The following is a 17,905-nucleotide window of genomic DNA, read 5'->3' on the forward strand; positions in this document are numbered from 1 at the left end:
GAAAATTGATTCATGGCAAAAACCAGCGACAAAGCCCAACTTGCACTTGGCGATCATGCAGCCAGACAGCTTGCCAACGCCACCAAGACCGTTCCACAACTTTCGACAATTACCCCGCGCTGGCTCACACATTTATTACAATGGATTCCTGTTGAAGCAGGTATTTATCGTGTTAACCGTGTCAGCAATACCGATGACATCCAAGTGGCATGTACGCAACGTGATGAAGCCACATTGCCGCAAACCTTTGTTGATTATGATGCGCAACCGCGAGAATATTTCTTAAATGGTGTGTCTACCGTTTTGGATATCCATACCCGTGTTGCCGATCTTTACAGCAGCCCGCACGATCAAATTAAAGAACAGTTGCGCTTAACCATTGAAACCATTAAAGAACGTCAGGAGAGCGAGCTGATCAATAATCCCGAATATGGTTTATTGGCCAGCGTCGCAGATGAACAGCGTATCTCAACTTTAAATGGCCCGCCAACACCAGATGACTTTGATGATTTACTGCGTAAAGTCTGGAAAGAACCCGGTTTCTTCTTGGCACATCCAGATGCGATTGCTGCATTCGGTCGTGAATGTACCCGTCGTGGCGTGCCACCACCAACCGTCAGTTTATTCGGTTCTCAGTTCATCACATGGCGTGGTGTGCCACTGATTCCATCCAACAAGATTCCTGTGGAAGATGGTAAAACCAAAATCCTGCTCCTCCGTGTAGGTGAAAAACGTCAGGGTGTGGTGGGCTTGTTCCAACCGGGCTTGGCAGGCGAGCAGTCCCCTGGTCTTTCCGTACGCTTTATGGGTATCAACCGCAATGCAATTGCGTCTTATCTGATCTCACTGTACTGCTCATTGGCAATATTGACTGAGGATGCGTTGGCTGTACTCGAAGATGTGGAGGTGGACAAATATCATGACTACCCAGTTAACTACAAGTAAGCTTTCATCTACAACTGCTGGTCAAGGTCATCCGACGGGTTCTGAAGTGGCCGGTGTTCAACCACCGTCCAACTTCCCGGATGAAGCAACACTATCAAGGCTTGCCACTGAATTTTTTGCTGCATTGCCAAGCTCAGGCAGTGACCATCCTTCTGGTTTGAATCTGGACCTGCCCAATGTCGGTACTCCACCCCATCAACCCCAACCTGCTGAACCTTTAGCAGCCTTAAGTGGACGTGCGCCCAATATTGCCTATGAAAAAAGTTTGAATCCTGAATATCCTGAACATATTCCAAACTATCCCGATTATCCTGAACGTCGTGCCATTGCCTCTGCACCCGTGATCGGTGGGGCGAATTTACCTCGCCCACCGATTGAACCAAATTTTCCACAGGCCATTCATAGTGCACCGAATGTACCTTTGGTTGAGCCTTATCGTCCGTCTACAAGCGAGGCTTCGCCGTTTTATTTTTTAAATGATTTTGCAGCACCCAGCACATCAGGTTCCGACTTTGATGCTGCCAGTTTTGCGACTGCACAATCATTTCAATTACCACATGGCGATGCACTAAAAAGCCTGTTACAGCAAGATTCTCAAGCTTCAACTCAAGTACAAAATAATGCATCTTCAGGATTTTACTTTTTGGATCTGCCGCAACACAATGCAGGTTATGGCAATTATCAGCCGTCACAACCGCAGTTTGTTGCTAGTGCAGCTCAGCCTTTGGATATTCAGGCGATCCGTCGTGACTTTCCCATTCTGCAAGAACGCGTCAATGGTCGTCCTCTGGTCTGGTTTGACAATGCAGCGACCACACAAAAACCACAAAGCGTGATTGATCGTATTGCCTATTTTTATCAGCACGAAAATTCCAATATTCATCGGGCTGCACATGAACTGGCAGCACGTGCAACTGATGCCTATGAACATGCGCGTAATGTGGTGGCCCGTTTTATCGGGGCAAAATCATCCAAGGAAATCATTTTTGTTCGTGGCACCACCGAAGGCATTAACCTGATTGCCAAGACATGGGGGGAGCAAAATATTGGCGAAGGTGATGAAATCATCGTGTCGCATCTTGAGCATCACGCCAACATCGTACCGTGGTTCCAGCTCAGCAAAAAAGTCGGCGCCAAACTTCGTGTCATTCCAGTGGATGATACCGGTCAAATCATTCTGGAAGAACTGCCAAAACTGATTAATAAACGGACCAAACTGATCTCGATTACCCAAGTGTCCAACGCCTTAGGTACGGTCACGCCTGTCGCCGAGGTCATCAAAATCGCGCATGCCAAAGGTGTACGGGTCTTGGTTGATGGTGCTCAATCGGTTTCGCATATGCCAACCGATGTGCAGGCGCTTGATGCCGACTTTTTTGTGTTCTCCGGACATAAAGTGTTTGGGCCGACCGGGATTGGTGCAGTCTATGCCAAACCTGAAATTCTGGAAAGCATGCCCGTGTGGGAAGGTGGCGGCAATATGATTCAGAATGTGAGCTTTGAACAAGTGTTTTATCAACCGGCTCCAAACAAATTTGAAGCAGGCACGGGTAATATTGCCGATGCAGTCGGTTTAGGTGCTGCACTGGAATATGTGGAACGCCTCGGCATTCATAATATTGCCCGTTATGAACATGACTTACTGGAATATGGTCAACATGCATTAAGCAGCGTCGCAGGTTTGAGACCTATTGGCACGGCGAAAAATAAAGCCAGTGTCATGTCCTTTACTCTTGCAGGTTATTCAACCGAGCAAGTGGGTAAGGCACTGAATCAACATGGCATTGCAGTACGTTCAGGACACCATTGTGCTCAGCCGATCTTGCGTCGTTTTGGAGTAGAACAAACTGTGCGCCCCTCTTTGGCGTTTTATAACACTACGGAAGAAATTGATTTGCTGGTGTCTGTTTTGCATCAACTGAGCAGAAACCAAAGGAGCGCTTAAACGCGCTCCAATCAAAATGACTGCCTCAGAGCAGTCATTTTTCTATTCAGGCAAAGGCAACGCTCCAGATCAATCGTATTGCAACTGCACTCAATATAACCCCCATCACCCGTTCAAAATACACGCCAAACTGCAAAAAGCGTTTGCGTACCACCGGCTGGGCGAACATGAAACTGACCAGAATAAACCACAGCGCATTGACCAGACACATCCAGATGCCATAACCGATTTGTATCTTTAACGGGGTTGCCGGACTTACAATGGTGGTAAAAATCGCCAGAAAAAACACGGTCGCTTTCGGATTCAGGGCATTGGTTAAAAAGCCCATCTTGAAGGCCTGCAACGCGCTCGGTTTGCCCGGTGCTTCACCTGCCAGAATATCCAGACTGGCATCCGGCTGGCTGCGCAAACATTGCCAGCCCAAGTAAATCAGATAGGCCGCCCCGGCGACCCGCAATACCGACATTAACCAGACACTTTGCTGGATCAGCACGCCCACACCGACCAAGGTATAAAACACATGTACCGAAATGCCGACACCAATCCCGATTGCTGTAAGACAGCCAATGGCATAGCCATAACGGACACTCTGGCGTACGGTAATAATAAAATCGGGGCCCGGTAAAACAACTGCCATAAAATGGATCAATGCCAAGGCCAGAAACTCATGTCCATACAATTGCCACATTTGATTTATCTCCATCATGACTATAGGAAAAAGATTGTATTGCGATTTTTAAAGCGCGATAATCTAGTCAAAATCCAAATAACTTTTGCTTCATGAGCACAAATCAAGGTCTGGTTCTGTTAACTGAAATGGCAACTTTTGTTAAAGTTGTCGAAACGGAAAGCTTTTCTGAAACGGCACGGCAGCTCGGTTCTACCCCTTCTGCCGTGAGCCGCGCGATTGCCCGTCTGGAACGGGCCTTAGGTACACGCTTATTGCATCGCACCACACGTAAACTGCGCTTAAGTGAAAGTGGTCAACAGGTCTATGAACGCTGTGTCGACATGGTCAATGCGGCACAAGCGGTAATGGAAAGCTCGGGACAGTTTCATATTGAACCACAAGGCGTAATTCGGATCAGTGTGCCCAAAGCCGTTGGGCATTTTATGCTGCACCCACATTTGCCCGAATTCCTGGCACTTTATCCCCAAATTGATATTCAGTTGCTATTGGAAGACCGTTACATTGACTTGATTGATGATGGAGTCGATCTGGCGATTCGTATTACCGAACAGCCGCCAGGTGGCTTGATGGGACGAAAACTGATTGATATTGATCATTTAATTTGTGCTACACCAGAATATTTACAGCAACATGGCACACCGCAGCATCCGCATGATTTAAAGCAGCATCAATGTATTTATTTGGGTGAACAGCCCAATGATTCGAAGTGGAAATTCCAGCAGGAACAGAAATCGATTACGGTGCCAGTCCGTGGTCGTTATGCAGCCAATCATACCGGCGTGCGTCTCAGTGCCGCTTTACAGCATCTTGGCATTGCCAGTTTGCCGTACTTCGTGGCACGCCATGCCTTAGAACAAGGTTCTTTGGTTCAGGTCTTGCCTGATTGGCATTTTAAAACCCATTACAGTGGTGGTGCATGGTTGCTCTATCCACCTACCCGTCATGTTCCACCTAAATTGAGTGTATTCATTCAATATCTGGCAGAAAAATTAGCTGCAGAACCGCTTTTAGTTCAACCAAACTCTACAATAAAAAATAATGATTAACCCATCTAAATTTAATAATTTCATCATTCTGAATTATTAACTCACTAAAATTTATAAACTCAATGCTCAATTTTATTTATCATCTAGAAATAAAAAGAAAACTCTTTGGAATACATCATGCAATCAGCTGATCCTGCAAATCAAACATCAGAAATCCCTTTTTCGCAAGCCTTGCTGTTCTGGCTGAAACTGGGGTTTATCAGTTTTGGCGGACCGGCAGGCCAGATTGCAGTGATGCATCAGGAACTGGTCGAAAATAAACGCTGGATCTCTGAAAAAAGATTCTTACATGCATTGAATTATTGCATGCTCCTGCCCGGTCCCGAGGCACAACAGCTGGCCACCTATATTGGCTGGCTCATGCATCGAACAGCGGGCGGGCTGGTGGCAGGCATTCTGTTTGTACTTCCCTCGCTGTTTATCCTGATTGCCCTGTCCTGGATTTATGTACAGTTTGGTGATGTACCGATCATTGCAGGACTATTTTATGGCATTAAACCTGCGGTCACGGCGATTGTGTTTCATGCCACTTATCGTATTGGCAGTCGCTCACTTAAAAATCCGTTTATGTGGGGAATCGCCGCTGCCGCATTTATTGCCATCTTTGTGTTTAATGTCCCTTTTCCCCTGATCGTTTTAGCAGCTGCCTTGACTGGCTATCTGCTCAGCAGGAAAAAACCGGATTTATTTACGGCTCAGGCAGCCCATCAAAACAGCCATAAAAGCTACGGAACTGCCCTGATTGATGATGATACCCCAACGCCAGCGCATGCCATTTTCTGCTGGCGCAATCTCGTCAAGATCCTGTTCATTGCAGCATTACTTTGGTGTGTGCCGATGTTGCTTTTAACTTTGGGATTAGGTTGGCACCATACTTATACCCAGATGGCATGGTTCTTTACCAAGGCCGCCTTACTCACTTTTGGCGGTGCTTATGCCGTATTGCCCTATGTCTATCAAGGTGCAGTCAATCATTATGCATGGCTAAGTCCGACTCAAATGATTGATGGACTGGCACTGGGTGAAAGTACTCCCGGTCCTCTGATCATAGTGGTGGCATTCGTGGGTTTTCTAGGGGCGTACAATCACGCTGTATTAGGTGCTGAACAGCTGTTTTTGGCAGGTGCACTCGGCGCTGTAATTGTCACATGGTTTACCTTCTTATTTTCCTTTGTATTTATTCTGGCAGGCGCGCCAGTCATTGAATCGACCCATAATGAACTGAAATTCACGGCCCCCCTCACCGCCATTACGGCCGCCGTGGTCGGAGTCATTTTAAATCTAGCTTTATTCTTTAGCTATCATGTGCTGTGGCCAAAGGGCTTTAACCACCCGTTTAATTATGAAGCAGCCTTTATTACCCTTGCAGCGCTGATTGCCTTATTCAAATTCCAGATCAATGTATTGTATGTGATATTTGCCTCAGCATTTTGTGGGCTGATCTTATATATCGGTGCTTAAGCAGAGGCATCGGGTAGCGCAAAATCCTACTCGATGCCACTCAATCTTAAATATGATGAATTTCGACTGAGGCATGCACAATTTCCTCATGAATCGCCAGCGCGGCTTTGACCTGATCAGGATTAAGATCGGTCAATGTCGTTTCCAGACCGACAATACATGAGAACTTGCCTTTCCCCACTTTCCACACATGCAGATCGGTAATGTCAACCTGTGAAAACCCGGCAATCACCTCCCGTATTTCTTCAACCACAGGATGACCCATTTCGGCGTCCAGCAAGGTTTTTCCGGTTTCCTGCATCAGCCCCCAAGACCATTTCGCCACCAGTAATGCGCCCACAATTCCGAGCAAAGCATCCAGAAAATTCCAGCCGAAATATTTGGCTGCAAATAAGGCAATAATGGCCAGAACAGAGGTTACCGCATCGGCAACCACATGCAGAAATGCAGCTTTTTGATTTAAGTCATGATGGTGTTGATGGGCTTCATGATGCTGGCTATGCGAATGGTGATGGTGATCATCATGACCACCTTCATGTAATAACCAAGCACAAATCAGATTGACCATCAGGCCAATAATCGCAATCGGAATCGCCTCATTAAAATGAATGGTGACCGGATTGAATAAGCGCTCCAGCGACTGAATCCCCATCAACAAGGCAACCACCATCAGTAAAATCGCACTGCTATACCCCGCCAGAATTTCAATTTTCCAGGTCCCAAAACTAAAACGTGGATCGTGGGCATAATGTCGTGCCATACGATAAGCAAAATAAGCCAGTCCCAAGGCCAGCATATGCGAGCTCATATGCCAGCCATCGGCAAGTAAAGCCATCGAATTAAAAAACCAGCCGCCCAGAATTTCCAGCACCATCATCACCGCAGTTAAAAGGGTGGCAATTAAAATTCTTTTTTGCGCTAAAGGATTTCCTTGATCAAACTGATGAGAATGACGTCGTTCTAGGTTACTATACTGCATTTATTTTAGTCTTCCAATATACTCCCCCTAGTATATATTTTTTTAGGAAAAAAAGTATGTCTCACCTACACCAAGATAAGAAAATTTTAAATCGTCTTAAGCGGATTCAGGGACAGTTCGCAGCAGTCGAGAAATCGCTCACCAATCCTGACAGTTCCTGCATAGAGGTTTTACAGCAGGTTGCTGCAGTCAAAGGTGCGGTAAATGGTTTAATGAACCAGTTGATCGAACAACACTTAAAAGAACATGTATTAAAAGGTGCCGATCATGTCGATGAGGAGGAAGTAGAAAAGTTTTTCACCTTATTACAACGCTATCTATAAATACCAGATTGTCTTGCTCAGTTGCTCGATCTCGGCATGATCATGACTCACATATAACATCGGGATCTTGATTTCCTGTTTGACCCGTTGAAAAAAAGGAATGATCTCGGCTTTATGCGCCGTATCCAGTGCAGACAGTGGCTCATCTAAAAGCAGCAATTGTGGCGAGTATAATAATGCTCGTCCCAAAGCCACTCGCTGTTTTTCGCCTCCAGACAGCTTAATCGGCATACGTTCCAGCAAATGTCCCAATTTGAGCAACTCAACAATATAGTCCACTTCAAACTGACGTTGTTGTGGTGCAATATGCTTAAAACCAAACAGTAAATTCTGTTTGACGTTTTTATGCGGAAACAGTTGTGCATCCTGAAAAACCAAACCGACACGGCGCTGTTGCGTACTGAGATGAATATTCTGACCTTGATCGAACCAGATCTGATCCTGAATTTTAATCCAGCCCGATTGCGGTCGGATTAAGCCTGCAATGCTGTGTAATATGGTGGTTTTCCCGGAACCCGAAGCCCCAAATAAACCAATTACTGTCTGATCAGATTGAAAGCGTTGATCCAGACAAAATTGCCCTTGCTGTAGCTGTATATAACAATCAATCATGTTGAATATCCACGCTTATTTTTCTGATATCGGCTGAACCACTGTGCAAACCAGAGCGCAAAGAATGCCACCGATAAAGACAACATAATCAGTCGCCACACCGCTGCTTCGGTATCCGGTTGCTGCATCAAGCTATACATCGCCAGCGGTAAAGTCCGGGTTTCACTAGCAATATTGCCAACAAAGGTAATGGTTGCACCAAATTCTCCCAAACTACGACAGAAACACAGAATACTACCCATCAAAATACCGCTACTGGCCAATGGCAAAGTCACCTGTATAAAAGCGCCAAGGGAGGATGCGCCCAAGGTTTTCGCGGCCATTTCCAAACGTTGATCCACCAGTTCAATTGCCAGTCGAATCGATTGTACCAACAAGGGAAAGCCCATCACCGCCGAGGCCAATACCGCCCCTTTCCAGTTAAAGGCAAACTCTAAACCGAAAGGTGCCAGATATTGTCCGAATAATCCGCGATTACCAAACAATTGTAGTAACAAGTAGCCCGGCACCACAGGTGGCAAAACCAAAGGCAAGAACACCAAGGTCTCGAACAGTGATTTTCCCCAAAACTCTTTTCGGGCCAATACCCAAGCTACTAACGTTGCAGGAATGAGGCTAAACACCAGACATGTGGCTGCCACTTTACACGATAGCTTAAGGACTTCAATTTCTTCGGGACTGAGGATCATCATTCAATTACTGCGACACGCTAAACCCATATTTTTTAAATACGGCTTTGGCCTGCCCACTTTGTAAAAACTTATAAAATTTAATCGATTCGGTATTTTTCTTGATCAGTCCCACAGGATAAATAATCGCTGGATGGGTATTTTCAGGGAAGATACCGGCTACATCCACATCTTTGCTGATGGTCGCATCAGTTGCATAAACTATTCCCACCTGACATTCACCGCGGGCTACAAAGTTTAAGGCAGCACGGACATCTTCTGTTTCCACTAGACGAGGTTGAACCTTGTCCCACCAGCCCAGCGAATTCAATGCCTGCTTGGCATATTTCCCTACAGGCACACTTTTGGTATCGCCTGTACACAGCTTGCCCTGAATCACCTTACCTGGATCAAAGCTTTTATCCATTTTTAATTTAATCGGCCGATCTTTAGGCGTAATCATCACTAAACGATTACCCAATAAATTGATGCGATCTGTTGCTGCAAGCAATTGTTTGTTTTGTAAATAATCCATCCACTGTGTATCAGCCGAGATAAATACATCAGCTGGCGCACCTGCTTCAATCTGTTTGGCTAAAGTTGAGGAACCGGCATATGAGGTCTTGATCTGGGTTTTATTCTTCTTTTGATAGATTACATCGAGTTCATTGACCGCATTGGTTAAGCTGGCAGCGGCATATACTGTAACTGATTCGGCAGCAAATGCAGGGGTCTGAAACAATAATCCCGCCCCGAAAATGGCACTGCAAAGACCTAATTTTTTCATCGTTATTGTCATCATCCTGTTCTCAGATTTCGATATGTTTTTAAAAATATATCACTGAATAAAGATACACTAAAAATAACATTTCGCCAGTTTAGTTAGGCTTTATCCTTCATCTCTTTGTAACGCCATCAACAATTGAAAGATTTGTACTAAAAGCAGCTTTTTGGTACAAAAAAAAGCCTATTCAAACATCAAGTTAATGATATTGAATAGGCGTCGTTGTCTATCTTGAACAGATAACATAAATTGTTATCTTAGGAATGAGACAGAAAAATATATAGAATTTTATCATTATATATTTTTAAATATACTATTAACCAAAATAAAGCCGAACAGGTTAATATTTTGGATCTAAATGAATAATACCTATATCAACATTCTGATAGAAGTCAAAACTAGGCCTTCCCTTTATCCCTTCATTACATCCCATTTATCCAATTCAATTAAAAAATAATCTTTGCTATTTAAGACACCTTAAAATATCTCGAGCAGAAACAGAACCATTATTTATTTGCATGTAAATTATTTAACCAACCCAATAAATAATAAAAAATTAAATAGGTAGAGAAAAGTTAAAATAATTTATTTTGGATTAAGATAAACTCTCCCTATATTAACTGTAGTTTCTTTATCTGGGTTGATTGCATTTTGATCTTGTACAAATTTATCGATCTGAAATACAACTGGTTCATAATTTGGAAATTCAATAAATATACTTAAAGGTTGATTCCAGTTTTTATAGTCAGGCTTATTTACACGATAAGTATATATTATAGGTTTCGTTTTAAATTTCCCAATATTATTTGTTTTCACATAATTGTAAGGATCATTTCCAGAAGCATAGCTTGCATAACCTTCGAGATTCCGTAAGGGCTCCTTTGTAACAGCATTGTATAAATAGCCTTCAGCACTTGGTGCTAAGTATATTGTCTGCCTAGTACAAGCTACCAATAAAAAAACAATTGAATATATAAAAAACTTCAAAAAATTCATAATAGTCTCTTTGAATTTTAAGTCTTGACAAATAAATAATTTGATATCATTAATATAATTACTCACAATTCTTTTTACTAGAGTCAATATATTTTATGTCTATCCGACCATTACTCTCGAGCAGACAAATTTTTCTGTGATAAATTTTATTTGTTTCCAAAGTGATTTCATATACAATATTTTTTCGAAAATATCCACAGATATCTGGATACAGCTTTTTTCATTTATAGGCAATACTCCATTTTTATAAAGCTGCTCATAATTACTTTTAAATTGTCTTGTATGATCTATTTCTCCTGTAGATACTACAATACTATTATCATATCCATAATGGGTTTTAGGATTGTTCGTGAATATACATAAATATTCCTGATTAAGTTTTACCTCAAGATCCTTACTTTGTGGATTACATCCAGTGATAAAGACACAAAAACTAAAAACAAATAATAGATTTAGATATGTAGACTTCATCTTGTATAATCTCGGCAATAATTATTTACCACCTAGATAACAAATTAATTACAAGTTGATTTTCCTGGTTCAATATATCTAACTTCCAGCTTATTATCATCATCTATGAGACAAATGCTTGTATGAAAGCTTTTATTTGTATCTAAAATAATTTCGTAAGCAATATTACGTTCAATTTCTTTTAATGGTATTGCAACGCAATTTTTTTCATCTATAGGTAGAGGGACATTAGTATATAGCTTTTCATAAGTACTTTTAAAATCTTTATTATAGTCTATCTTCCCTAAATAAATGAGAAATGTATTATCAAGACCATAATAAGTTTTAGAATTGTTTGTAAATACACATAAATGATCCTGATTAATTTTCACCTCAAGACCCTTACTTTTTGGGTTACACCCTGTTAAGAAACCACAAAAAACAGCAATAAAAACAAATAATTTATAGTTATTCATATTCAAACTCTAAAAGATAATTAAAATCTATCATCTATCATTCCCCCAATCACCTTCATTACATTTAATGATTTCATTTTTTGATAGATTCAACATAGAATTACGTGCCGACAGACATGAATAATTTATAAATTCATACTGTCTCAAATACTTTCCTTTTTTAATTTCCAATCTGATCTGTGTCTCCAAAGTCCCTGCTTTTATGCTTGAAATATCAATACAGAAAATATAATTACTTTGTTTATTCGATAATTTTTTTAAACTTTCTTCATATATCTCAATCGATAATTTTTCATCAAAAACATTTTCTTTATACTTAAATGAACTATCTAACAATCCAAACTCATTAGCAGCGCTCATCTCACTTGTTTTTAGAGCACAAAGCTGATGACCTGAAACTTCGTAATTAAAATTTTCGGTCTGCTTTTCCTTACAACCTCCAAGAAAAGCCATCAATAAGAGTATAGGCAATTGTTTTAACATCAGCCATGCTCATCTAAAAAATCAAGCATTGATCTGTCCAGTAAAATGCGAAATACACAGTTGAGTTGAGCCTGATGCAACGACCAAATTATTGCTCTAACCAGCGACCTTGCCGAAATAGATTAAATTTTAAAGCCCTTTGTTCATTCCAAGAGCTTTAAAAAGTTTTAACCTCTCACAGCTAAGTTCTGCTTCGGCAGCAACTTACAACCACATGATAAAGGATCATTGACACGTGCTGCTGCTTTGCCTATCACCTGCATATTTGGATCACCAGCGACAATGGTCGCAACAGTTTGATGTTTTGGGCAGGTCGCCTTGTCACCGACACAGGCAATCGGAATCCCTTCAATCAAGAAGCTACTGTTACCACTAATCACCTGTCCACCGCCTGTGGTTGGACAACCAACAACTATATAGGGTGTTGCCATAATCACATCCCTCGCCTATAGGTATTTAAACTGTTAAAGCACTTCAAATTCAATTCGACGGTTTTTCCGACGCCCGTCTGCCGTTGCATTATCCGCAACAGGCTGGCTAGAGCCCTTGCCTTCGGTACTCAAACGGTCAGCAGTAATACTTTTACTGACCAAATAACTTTGTACCGCTGCAGCACGCTGCTGGCTTAATACCGTATTCTTGGTAGCATCACCAGAACTATCGGTATGCCCAATAATTTTGACTTTCTTGCCGCCCACCTTGTTTAAAGCCACCGCCATTTCGTCCAGAATCTGTTGTCCTGCCGCGGTCAGGATTGCACTGCCTGATTCAAATTCGATAATTCGGTTTTTCAATGCATCATCAATAATTTTTTGCTCTGCCTGATTCACAGAAAGCTGTGCATTAAAACGATAAGGCTGCTGGACCAAAGCCTGAAAATTATTGGTGATCGGTTGAATGTCATTCGGGTCTGTGATTTTCCCGGTTAATTCAACCTGTGTTCCTCTGACTCGCAATTGCCCCTGCTTGACCTTTTTCAAGTCAGGTGTAATCACACGCGTTACGGAATCACTCCATCCATTCGGTGCTGACACTGGACGGACCTGAATTTTATCGACCACTTGATCGGCGCCATACACCGACTGCATCTTGACCAGAATTGCCTGTTTGCTGGCATCGTTCGGCACTACACCTTCCACCACGATCGGAGCTGCATTGAGCACAGTACTTTGGCCTAAGAGTGTTAAAGCAAAGACCCAACCCGCCGATACAGATTTCAAATTATTTCTCATATTTATTCATCTAAAAAAGTTTGTCGGAATAGCTTTAAGCCCTGATTCAGGCTCATCTGACGCTGACAAAGTGACTGTTCGAGTGTTGCAAGGCCTGCATTTTGCTCCAGATAAGCATCAATCCATTGCGCCTGAATCAATGAAACCCAATGTTCACTCTGCATATTCTGGGTAAAGATATCGCTCAATGCCATGATATCTGCGCCCTGGAAACCGATAAATAGAATCGGCTCCTCCCGGTGCAAGATGCCAATCAGGATTTCGGTATTGTTAATGCCTAAGAATCGTCCAATCATGCCAACCCAGAAAGCAGCAATTTCATAACAATACATATGGTTATTGATCGGCAGGATCAACACCTTATTTAAGCGACTGGTGCCATTCTTTAAAATCGGCTGCAATAACAATCCCAAGCCAATCATGCTTTGTGCGAGTTCATAGACATTGATCTTCATCAATTGTGCAAATGAGTGCATGGTATGATTTTCATAGAAACCATTACATTCGGTCGAGGTAAATAACTGAACCACGTTGGGTAGATTATTCAGCTTTTCCAGCATGATATTGGTATCACGGATACTACGAAGTACCCGATTACGCTGGAACAGATCAACCAGTACCGACTTGTAATAATACGGCGCCAGCAACAGATTCTGATAAGGTTGTTCGACTTCCAGCAGTTGGCTTAATACCATTGGAAATGCTCGCCCTGAGCTATCCTGACTGGCGATCAGGTTGGCTGCCAGAAACATCGGTTCAGCAGGATTGGCGATAAAGAAATCCAGCGCTGGTAAAGACTCATAACGTTGTTTGAAGTCAGGCGCTCGCATGGCATGTTCAAGTGCTTCCGTGATCCATTGATCAAGCACCTGAATCAACGCATATTGCCCTTTGGACTTCAGAAAGTCACCCCGTGCGGGTGTCTTTCCGTAATACAAAGGTGTGGTCTTCACTTGTTGCATCCCAGCCCCTCCTGATGTTCCGTGATTGTCCTTAACATTACGGTGTTACTCCTGGCTGAGCAGGTGCAGCCGGTTGTGGCTTCGGTGCAGCACCCGCAGGGGTTGCTTGCGCAGAAACCACACGTACTGCTTTCTCTGTCACCACTTTATCAACCAGTTGCAAGCCTGCATAACCACGGCTCGAACCGATATTGCCTGAGCTATTACCGCTAATCAGACGGAAGTTCACTTTTAAGGTTAATGATGGTTCAGCTTTGCTGGTCCAGGTCATTTCGAAGCTACCGTTTTGCTCTTTACGCTGTGCCGCATCGATCAAACGGTTAATGCCATATTCACCCGGCTCTTCGAAAATGGTATGGGTCTTGCCCTCAAGATCGACAGCAGTAATACGCGCACCTGGAATTGCCCCCTGATTCGGCCAGACGAAGTTCACCCATTGTTGAATGCCATTTTCAAACACCATCCGCTGACCATCGATATCAATGGTGTACGACAAGTACTGTGGATTCGGTAATGGATAGAACTGGAAGTTCGACTGATTTGACACAGGTGCAGCAGCTGGCTGATCCAGACTACCGGTCGCCATGCCATTGATTGGCGCCACATATTGCTGGAACGCCATCACAAATTGCGGGTTCAGGCTAATGCCCAGATCTTTCCAGGTTTTAGAAGTCAACACATAGCCACGGCGAATCACAAATGGGTCTAAGGCTTCTTTGACAAAGCGTGCAATGCTACCTGTTTCACCAAAGATCTGACCAATTTCATTACTGGTTGCCTGTAAAGTCACACTTGAGTTAAATGGATACTTCTGGCTTAAATTGGTTTTGAATGGTTGATAGGCCTGAATACCCCACAATTTGTTTAACTCATCTTGTGTCGGTGCAATCAAGCTGGCAAATGATTGAGTCAACGGTCCCATCAACAGCTTTTGCAATAACTGCTGGTCAGTATCCTTCAGACCTACCATCATTTTCTCATCCACATATTTCTGAGTGATGTTGAAAACCGAGGTTTGGTCATTGATGGTCTGTTTCACTAAAGCCATCGCACTTGGACCAATCTCGCCTGCGGTTTTCAGATCATTGAACTTGCTGCGGACTTGCGCAAGATTATTCATGTACTCATCAAATAGCGATTTGTCCTGCAAATCATCACGCTTACGCACCAATTGATAGAACATCTGGTACTCTTGAGAAATTGCACCTTGCGCACGGTCCATAGCTTGAGCCGCTGCTCTATCATCCGAATTATTCAAGACTTTACGCTTGAACCAGGCCACAAAGCCTTTTTCAGGGACAGCAAGCTCAGCTTGGACAATCGGGTTATCCCAGTTGGTCTCGATTGCGATCCGTTGTAACAGGGTACGAATCGGTGAGTTTTGAGGTTCACCCAAGATATCAATGGTCTTGACCTGCTGGCTAAACTGATCGGCTTTAGCATAATAAATACCGCTCAGGAACTTTTTCCATTCCGTCACATATTCCTGTTTATACAAGGCCACCAGTTGCTTGCGAATCTGCTCAGGGCTACCCGAGAAGGTCAAGTCATCAGATTGACGGCTATTCAACACCCAGTCTTTACTGTCTGTTGGTTTATTCGCCGCTTCATCAATCGCTTTTTCGACATATTCATCCCAGGCTTTTTGCGTAAATACGCCTGGTAATGCATAGCTGCCCAGCACAATTGAACGGTTTTGCTCACCCACAATCTGTGCAACGGTCACCGCCGGGAAACGTACCGCTGCACGCATCTTGATTTCGTTATAGACACGATCACGCGCTGGCATACCACGAATGACTGACAGGAGTACCTGACGGGTTTGATCAACCACTTGCGCATCTGTTTCAAGGATCGGGAAGCCTTCCTGATTGGCCAAAGTCATGGCATAAGAAAGAATTTTTTCCGCATCCTGAATCATTTCACCACGTGGCATCTGGCCACGGTTGGCATCTAGCCAAGAACGCCAGAAACGCGACACCTGATCACTTAAATGACTGCTATCCATATATTCTGGATTGCTCATCATCAAGTAGGCTTTTAATGCATTATAAGCATCTTGTGGATTGGTATCCGAAGGCTCCAGATATTGTTGAGTCTTGGCAACCTGTTTGATTTCCACATTGACATGGTTGGCTTTCAGAGTTGCTTCATTATTTTTTACACGTTGCAAATACTGAGCAATATTCTGTTGGGTCGGAGTCAGAACAATCTGCTTGATCCCTTTTAAGTATTCTGCTTTTAAGCTCTCACGTAACTGATTGCCTTGGTACAAACCAAAGCTGAATTTGAGTGGACGATGGTCATTGAACTCATCCAGTTGTTGCAAGCGTTCCTGCAAGATCAGTAAAGCTTCAAGCTGGGTGGAAAGCTGTTGTCCAGAAGCTTTTTCCAGATGCACCACTTTATCCAGATCTGCCTGCACATCGGCAATCAGTTGCTGGTTATTGCGATATGACCAGACCCATACGCCCAAGACCAGTGAAACACCGACCAATGCTGCAATGAATCCAATATAGCGCTGACGCTTTTTCGCAGGATTGATATGCTGCTTTACCAGATCCTTATCACGTAAAATTACATTTGAAAACAGGCCTTGCAAGAAATAGCCGTGATTCGGTGCAAGTGATGGACTCGGACCATCCTGACCATTGAGAGGAACCTGCTGAAGCTGGAACTCTTGTGCAATATTTTCCGTCATTGGACTTTCAATAATGCCTTCCTGCAAAGCACTGGTAAAATAAAAACCACGGAATACCGGCTGGAACTGATATGGATTATCTTCAAACAAAGTGCCAATAAAGCTTTTTAATGCCGGTTTCAGGGTTTTGAATTCCAGCGGGAAGGTCATCACACTTGGAGAAATATTTTGCGAATGACGGCGGCTCAAATGGGTCGTGCTTACACTCTTTAAACCGTCATACAGAATCGTGTAATGTTTTTCGAATAATTCAACCGCATTCTGGGATGAGTTCTGCTCGTAAGGCAAGGTTGCGCCCCAAGCCTGATTGTATTCTTGCGACTCATAACAATCGAAGAACTCGGTAAAGCCCGCAATCAGGTCCATTTTCGAGAACACCAGATAAACCGGCACGACTACTTCAAGTCGCTCGGTTAAATCCTGAATACGGGCACGTAAATTCTTGGCCAGCTTCAAGGAGTTTTCAGGACTCTGGCTGATCAGTTCAGCAATACTGACAATCACAATCAGACCATTCACCGGAGCTTTAGAACGGTTTTTCTTCAGGATATTGAGGAAACCCAACCATTCAGAATGATCTTCCGAGTACACCGAATAACGGCCTGCGGTATCCAGCAAGATCCCTTCGGTAGAAAAGAACCAGTCACAGTTACGTGTACCACTCAAACCCGCAGAGACCATCTTTTGATGGGTTTCTTCAAATGGGAACTTTAATCCGGAATTATAAATCGCCGAACTCTTACCTGCAGCCGGGTTACCAATCACCATATACCAAGGCAATTCGTATAAAGCCGCATTACCCTTTTTATCGCCCAGTTTGGATTTGCGAATCAACTGGATCGACTCTTTCATCTGTTGCTGGATTAACTGTAATTCGGCTTTATCTTTTTGTTGTCCGTACTCAGCCTTGCTGTCCTGCTCGATCGCATTGGCCAGTTCTTCACCCTGTTCAGCATGGCGTTTACGCTGGATTAACCAGTAAATGCCATACACAATCAGGCCCAACGCATAAGTCGCTGCCAACGCCCAGAAGATATGACGCGGAATGGACGAATATGAAGAAATAAGCGCCACAAACAAGGACAAAGCAATGATTGCCTTAGGATTAGTGATGTACTGCCACAGATAACCTAAAATGGTATACATTGAGT

General features: G+C 43.3%; 17 protein-coding genes and 1 pseudogene. 5 read left to right on the forward strand and 13 right to left on the reverse strand.

Features of this window, described 5'->3' with window-relative positions; genetic code table 11:
• The first annotated feature begins 12 nt into the window (after positions 1-12).
• Both ACINWC323_RS03700 and ACINWC323_RS03695 read left to right on the forward strand, forming a co-directional pair.
• Positions 13-945, forward strand: coding sequence for a family 2A encapsulin nanocompartment shell protein (locus ACINWC323_RS03700; RefSeq protein ID WP_009514725.1), 933 nt, complete (start codon positions 13-15; stop codon positions 943-945).
• On the forward strand, positions 920-2,890 hold the full coding sequence (locus tag ACINWC323_RS03695) for a family 2A encapsulin nanocompartment cargo protein cysteine desulfurase (protein WP_009514572.1): 1,971 nt from the start codon (positions 920-922) through the stop codon (positions 2,888-2,890). The genes ACINWC323_RS03700 and ACINWC323_RS03695 overlap by 26 nt, the downstream gene beginning before the upstream one ends.
• A 46-nt stretch (positions 2,891-2,936) precedes the next feature.
• Here ACINWC323_RS03695 and ACINWC323_RS03690 read toward each other — a convergent pair whose 3' ends face one another.
• Positions 2,937-3,578: a LysE family translocator gene (locus ACINWC323_RS03690; RefSeq protein ID WP_009514499.1), complete on the reverse strand. Its 642-nt coding sequence runs from the start codon at positions 3,576-3,578 to the stop codon at positions 2,937-2,939.
• Positions 3,579-3,670: 92 nt separating this feature from the next.
• Here ACINWC323_RS03690 and ACINWC323_RS03685 point away from each other — a divergent pair, with 92 nt between their 5' ends.
• On the forward strand, positions 3,671-4,627 hold the full coding sequence (locus tag ACINWC323_RS03685; protein WP_009514787.1) for a LysR family transcriptional regulator: 957 nt from the start codon (positions 3,671-3,673) through the stop codon (positions 4,625-4,627).
• A gap of 117 nt (positions 4,628-4,744) precedes the next feature.
• The gene (gene chrA / locus ACINWC323_RS03680) at positions 4,745-6,088 is read left to right on the forward strand and encodes a chromate efflux transporter (protein ID WP_009514812.1); all 1,344 of its coding nucleotides are present in this window, start codon (positions 4,745-4,747) and stop codon (positions 6,086-6,088) included.
• A 46-nt stretch (positions 6,089-6,134) separates the two neighbouring features.
• Here the strand turns inward: chrA and dmeF are convergent, their stop codons facing one another.
• On the reverse strand, positions 6,135-7,067 hold the full coding sequence (dmeF, locus tag ACINWC323_RS03675; protein WP_009514738.1) for a CDF family Co(II)/Ni(II) efflux transporter DmeF: 933 nt from the start codon (positions 7,065-7,067) through the stop codon (positions 6,135-6,137).
• 56 nt (positions 7,068-7,123) lie between these two features.
• Here dmeF and ACINWC323_RS03670 point away from each other — a divergent pair, with 56 nt between their 5' ends.
• On the forward strand, positions 7,124-7,390 hold the full coding sequence (locus tag ACINWC323_RS03670; protein WP_005229281.1) for a metal/formaldehyde-sensitive transcriptional repressor: 267 nt from the start codon (positions 7,124-7,126) through the stop codon (positions 7,388-7,390).
• Here the strand turns inward: ACINWC323_RS03670 and ACINWC323_RS03665 are convergent.
• The 11 genes and pseudogenes from ACINWC323_RS03665 to tssM form a co-directional block, all read right to left on the reverse strand.
• Positions 7,385-8,002 carry an ATP-binding cassette domain-containing protein gene (locus ACINWC323_RS03665; RefSeq protein WP_009514637.1) on the reverse strand — a complete coding sequence of 206 codons (618 nt, stop codon included), beginning with the start codon at positions 8,000-8,002 and terminating at the stop codon, positions 7,385-7,387. The two genes, ACINWC323_RS03670 and ACINWC323_RS03665, sit on opposite strands and share 6 nt — an antisense overlap.
• Positions 7,999-8,694, reverse strand: coding sequence for a molybdate ABC transporter permease subunit (gene modB, locus ACINWC323_RS03660; RefSeq protein ID WP_009514805.1), 696 nt, complete (start codon positions 8,692-8,694; stop codon positions 7,999-8,001). Before modB ends, ACINWC323_RS03665 begins: the two co-directional genes overlap by 4 nt.
• 4 nt (positions 8,695-8,698) lie before the next feature.
• Entirely contained in the window at positions 8,699-9,469 is a 771-nt protein-coding gene (gene modA / locus ACINWC323_RS03655) for a molybdate ABC transporter substrate-binding protein (protein ID WP_032881667.1), read from the reverse strand.
• Positions 9,470-10,039: 570 nt separating this feature from the next.
• Entirely contained in the window at positions 10,040-10,450 is a 411-nt protein-coding gene (locus tag ACINWC323_RS0119315) for a hypothetical protein (protein ID WP_032881668.1), read from the reverse strand.
• A gap of 58 nt (positions 10,451-10,508) precedes the next feature.
• A pseudogene (locus ACINWC323_RS20425) lies at positions 10,509-10,921 on the reverse strand (NF045616 family extracytoplasmic (lipo)protein).
• Between the two features lie 44 nt (positions 10,922-10,965).
• Positions 10,966-11,376 carry an NF045616 family extracytoplasmic (lipo)protein gene (locus tag ACINWC323_RS03650; RefSeq protein WP_009514807.1) on the reverse strand — a complete coding sequence of 137 codons (411 nt, stop codon included), beginning with the start codon at positions 11,374-11,376 and terminating at the stop codon, positions 10,966-10,968.
• 30 nt (positions 11,377-11,406) lie between these two features.
• Complete coding sequence (locus ACINWC323_RS03645; protein WP_009514480.1) at positions 11,407-11,859, reverse strand: hypothetical protein; 453 nt, start codon at positions 11,857-11,859, stop codon at positions 11,407-11,409.
• A 167-nt stretch (positions 11,860-12,026) separates the two neighbouring features.
• Positions 12,027-12,290: a PAAR domain-containing protein gene (locus ACINWC323_RS03640; RefSeq protein WP_009514642.1), complete on the reverse strand. Its 264-nt coding sequence runs from the start codon at positions 12,288-12,290 to the stop codon at positions 12,027-12,029.
• A 33-nt stretch (positions 12,291-12,323) separates the two neighbouring features.
• Positions 12,324-13,091: an OmpA family protein gene (locus ACINWC323_RS03635; protein ID WP_009514755.1), complete on the reverse strand. Its 768-nt coding sequence runs from the start codon at positions 13,089-13,091 to the stop codon at positions 12,324-12,326.
• A gap of 2 nt (positions 13,092-13,093) precedes the next feature.
• The gene (gene tagF / locus ACINWC323_RS03630) at positions 13,094-14,053 is read right to left on the reverse strand and encodes a type VI secretion system-associated protein TagF (RefSeq protein WP_009514829.1); all 960 of its coding nucleotides are present in this window, start codon (positions 14,051-14,053) and stop codon (positions 13,094-13,096) included.
• 37 nt (positions 14,054-14,090) lie between these two features.
• Positions 14,091-17,900, reverse strand: coding sequence for a type VI secretion system membrane subunit TssM (gene tssM, locus ACINWC323_RS03625; protein WP_009514727.1), 3,810 nt, complete (start codon positions 17,898-17,900; stop codon positions 14,091-14,093).
• Positions 17,901-17,905 lie beyond the last annotated feature (5 nt).

Origin of the sequence: Acinetobacter sp. WC-323, assembly GCF_000314615.1 — a bacterium.
Lineage (GTDB): Bacteria > Pseudomonadota > Gammaproteobacteria > Pseudomonadales > Moraxellaceae > Acinetobacter > Acinetobacter courvalinii.

Excerpts from the sequence above, each read along its gene's own strand:
- ACINWC323_RS03670 (WP_005229281.1), top strand. The coding sequence starts at position 7,124 with ATGTCTCACCTACACCAAGATAAGAAAATTTTAAATCGTCTTAAGCGG.
- ACINWC323_RS03635 (WP_009514755.1), bottom strand. The coding sequence starts at position 13,091 with ATGAGAAATAATTTGAAATCTGTATCGGCGGGTTGGGTCTTTGCTTTA.
- ACINWC323_RS03650 (WP_009514807.1), bottom strand. The coding sequence starts at position 11,376 with ATGAATAACTATAAATTATTTGTTTTTATTGCTGTTTTTTGTGGTTTC.
- ACINWC323_RS0119315 (WP_032881668.1), bottom strand. The coding sequence starts at position 10,450 with ATGAATTTTTTGAAGTTTTTTATATATTCAATTGTTTTTTTATTGGTA.
- ACINWC323_RS03665 (WP_009514637.1), bottom strand. The coding sequence starts at position 8,002 with ATGATTGATTGTTATATACAGCTACAGCAAGGGCAATTTTGTCTGGAT.
- tssM (WP_009514727.1), bottom strand. The coding sequence starts at position 17,900 with ATGTATACCATTTTAGGTTATCTGTGGCAGTACATCACTAATCCTAAG.
- ACINWC323_RS03645 (WP_009514480.1), bottom strand. The coding sequence starts at position 11,859 with ATGTTAAAACAATTGCCTATACTCTTATTGATGGCTTTTCTTGGAGGT.
- ACINWC323_RS03640 (WP_009514642.1), bottom strand. The coding sequence starts at position 12,290 with ATGGCAACACCCTATATAGTTGTTGGTTGTCCAACCACAGGCGGTGGA.
- modA (WP_032881667.1), bottom strand. The coding sequence starts at position 9,469 with ATGACAATAACGATGAAAAAATTAGGTCTTTGCAGTGCCATTTTCGGG.
- ACINWC323_RS03690 (WP_009514499.1), bottom strand. The coding sequence starts at position 3,578 with ATGTGGCAATTGTATGGACATGAGTTTCTGGCCTTGGCATTGATCCAT.
- ACINWC323_RS03695 (WP_009514572.1), top strand. The coding sequence starts at position 920 with ATGACTACCCAGTTAACTACAAGTAAGCTTTCATCTACAACTGCTGGT.
- modB (WP_009514805.1), bottom strand. The coding sequence starts at position 8,694 with ATGATGATCCTCAGTCCCGAAGAAATTGAAGTCCTTAAGCTATCGTGT.
- ACINWC323_RS03685 (WP_009514787.1), top strand. The coding sequence starts at position 3,671 with ATGAGCACAAATCAAGGTCTGGTTCTGTTAACTGAAATGGCAACTTTT.
- ACINWC323_RS03700 (WP_009514725.1), top strand. The coding sequence starts at position 13 with ATGGCAAAAACCAGCGACAAAGCCCAACTTGCACTTGGCGATCATGCA.
- tagF (WP_009514829.1), bottom strand. The coding sequence starts at position 14,053 with ATGCAACAAGTGAAGACCACACCTTTGTATTACGGAAAGACACCCGCA.
- dmeF (WP_009514738.1), bottom strand. The coding sequence starts at position 7,067 with ATGCAGTATAGTAACCTAGAACGACGTCATTCTCATCAGTTTGATCAA.
- chrA (WP_009514812.1), top strand. The coding sequence starts at position 4,745 with ATGCAATCAGCTGATCCTGCAAATCAAACATCAGAAATCCCTTTTTCG.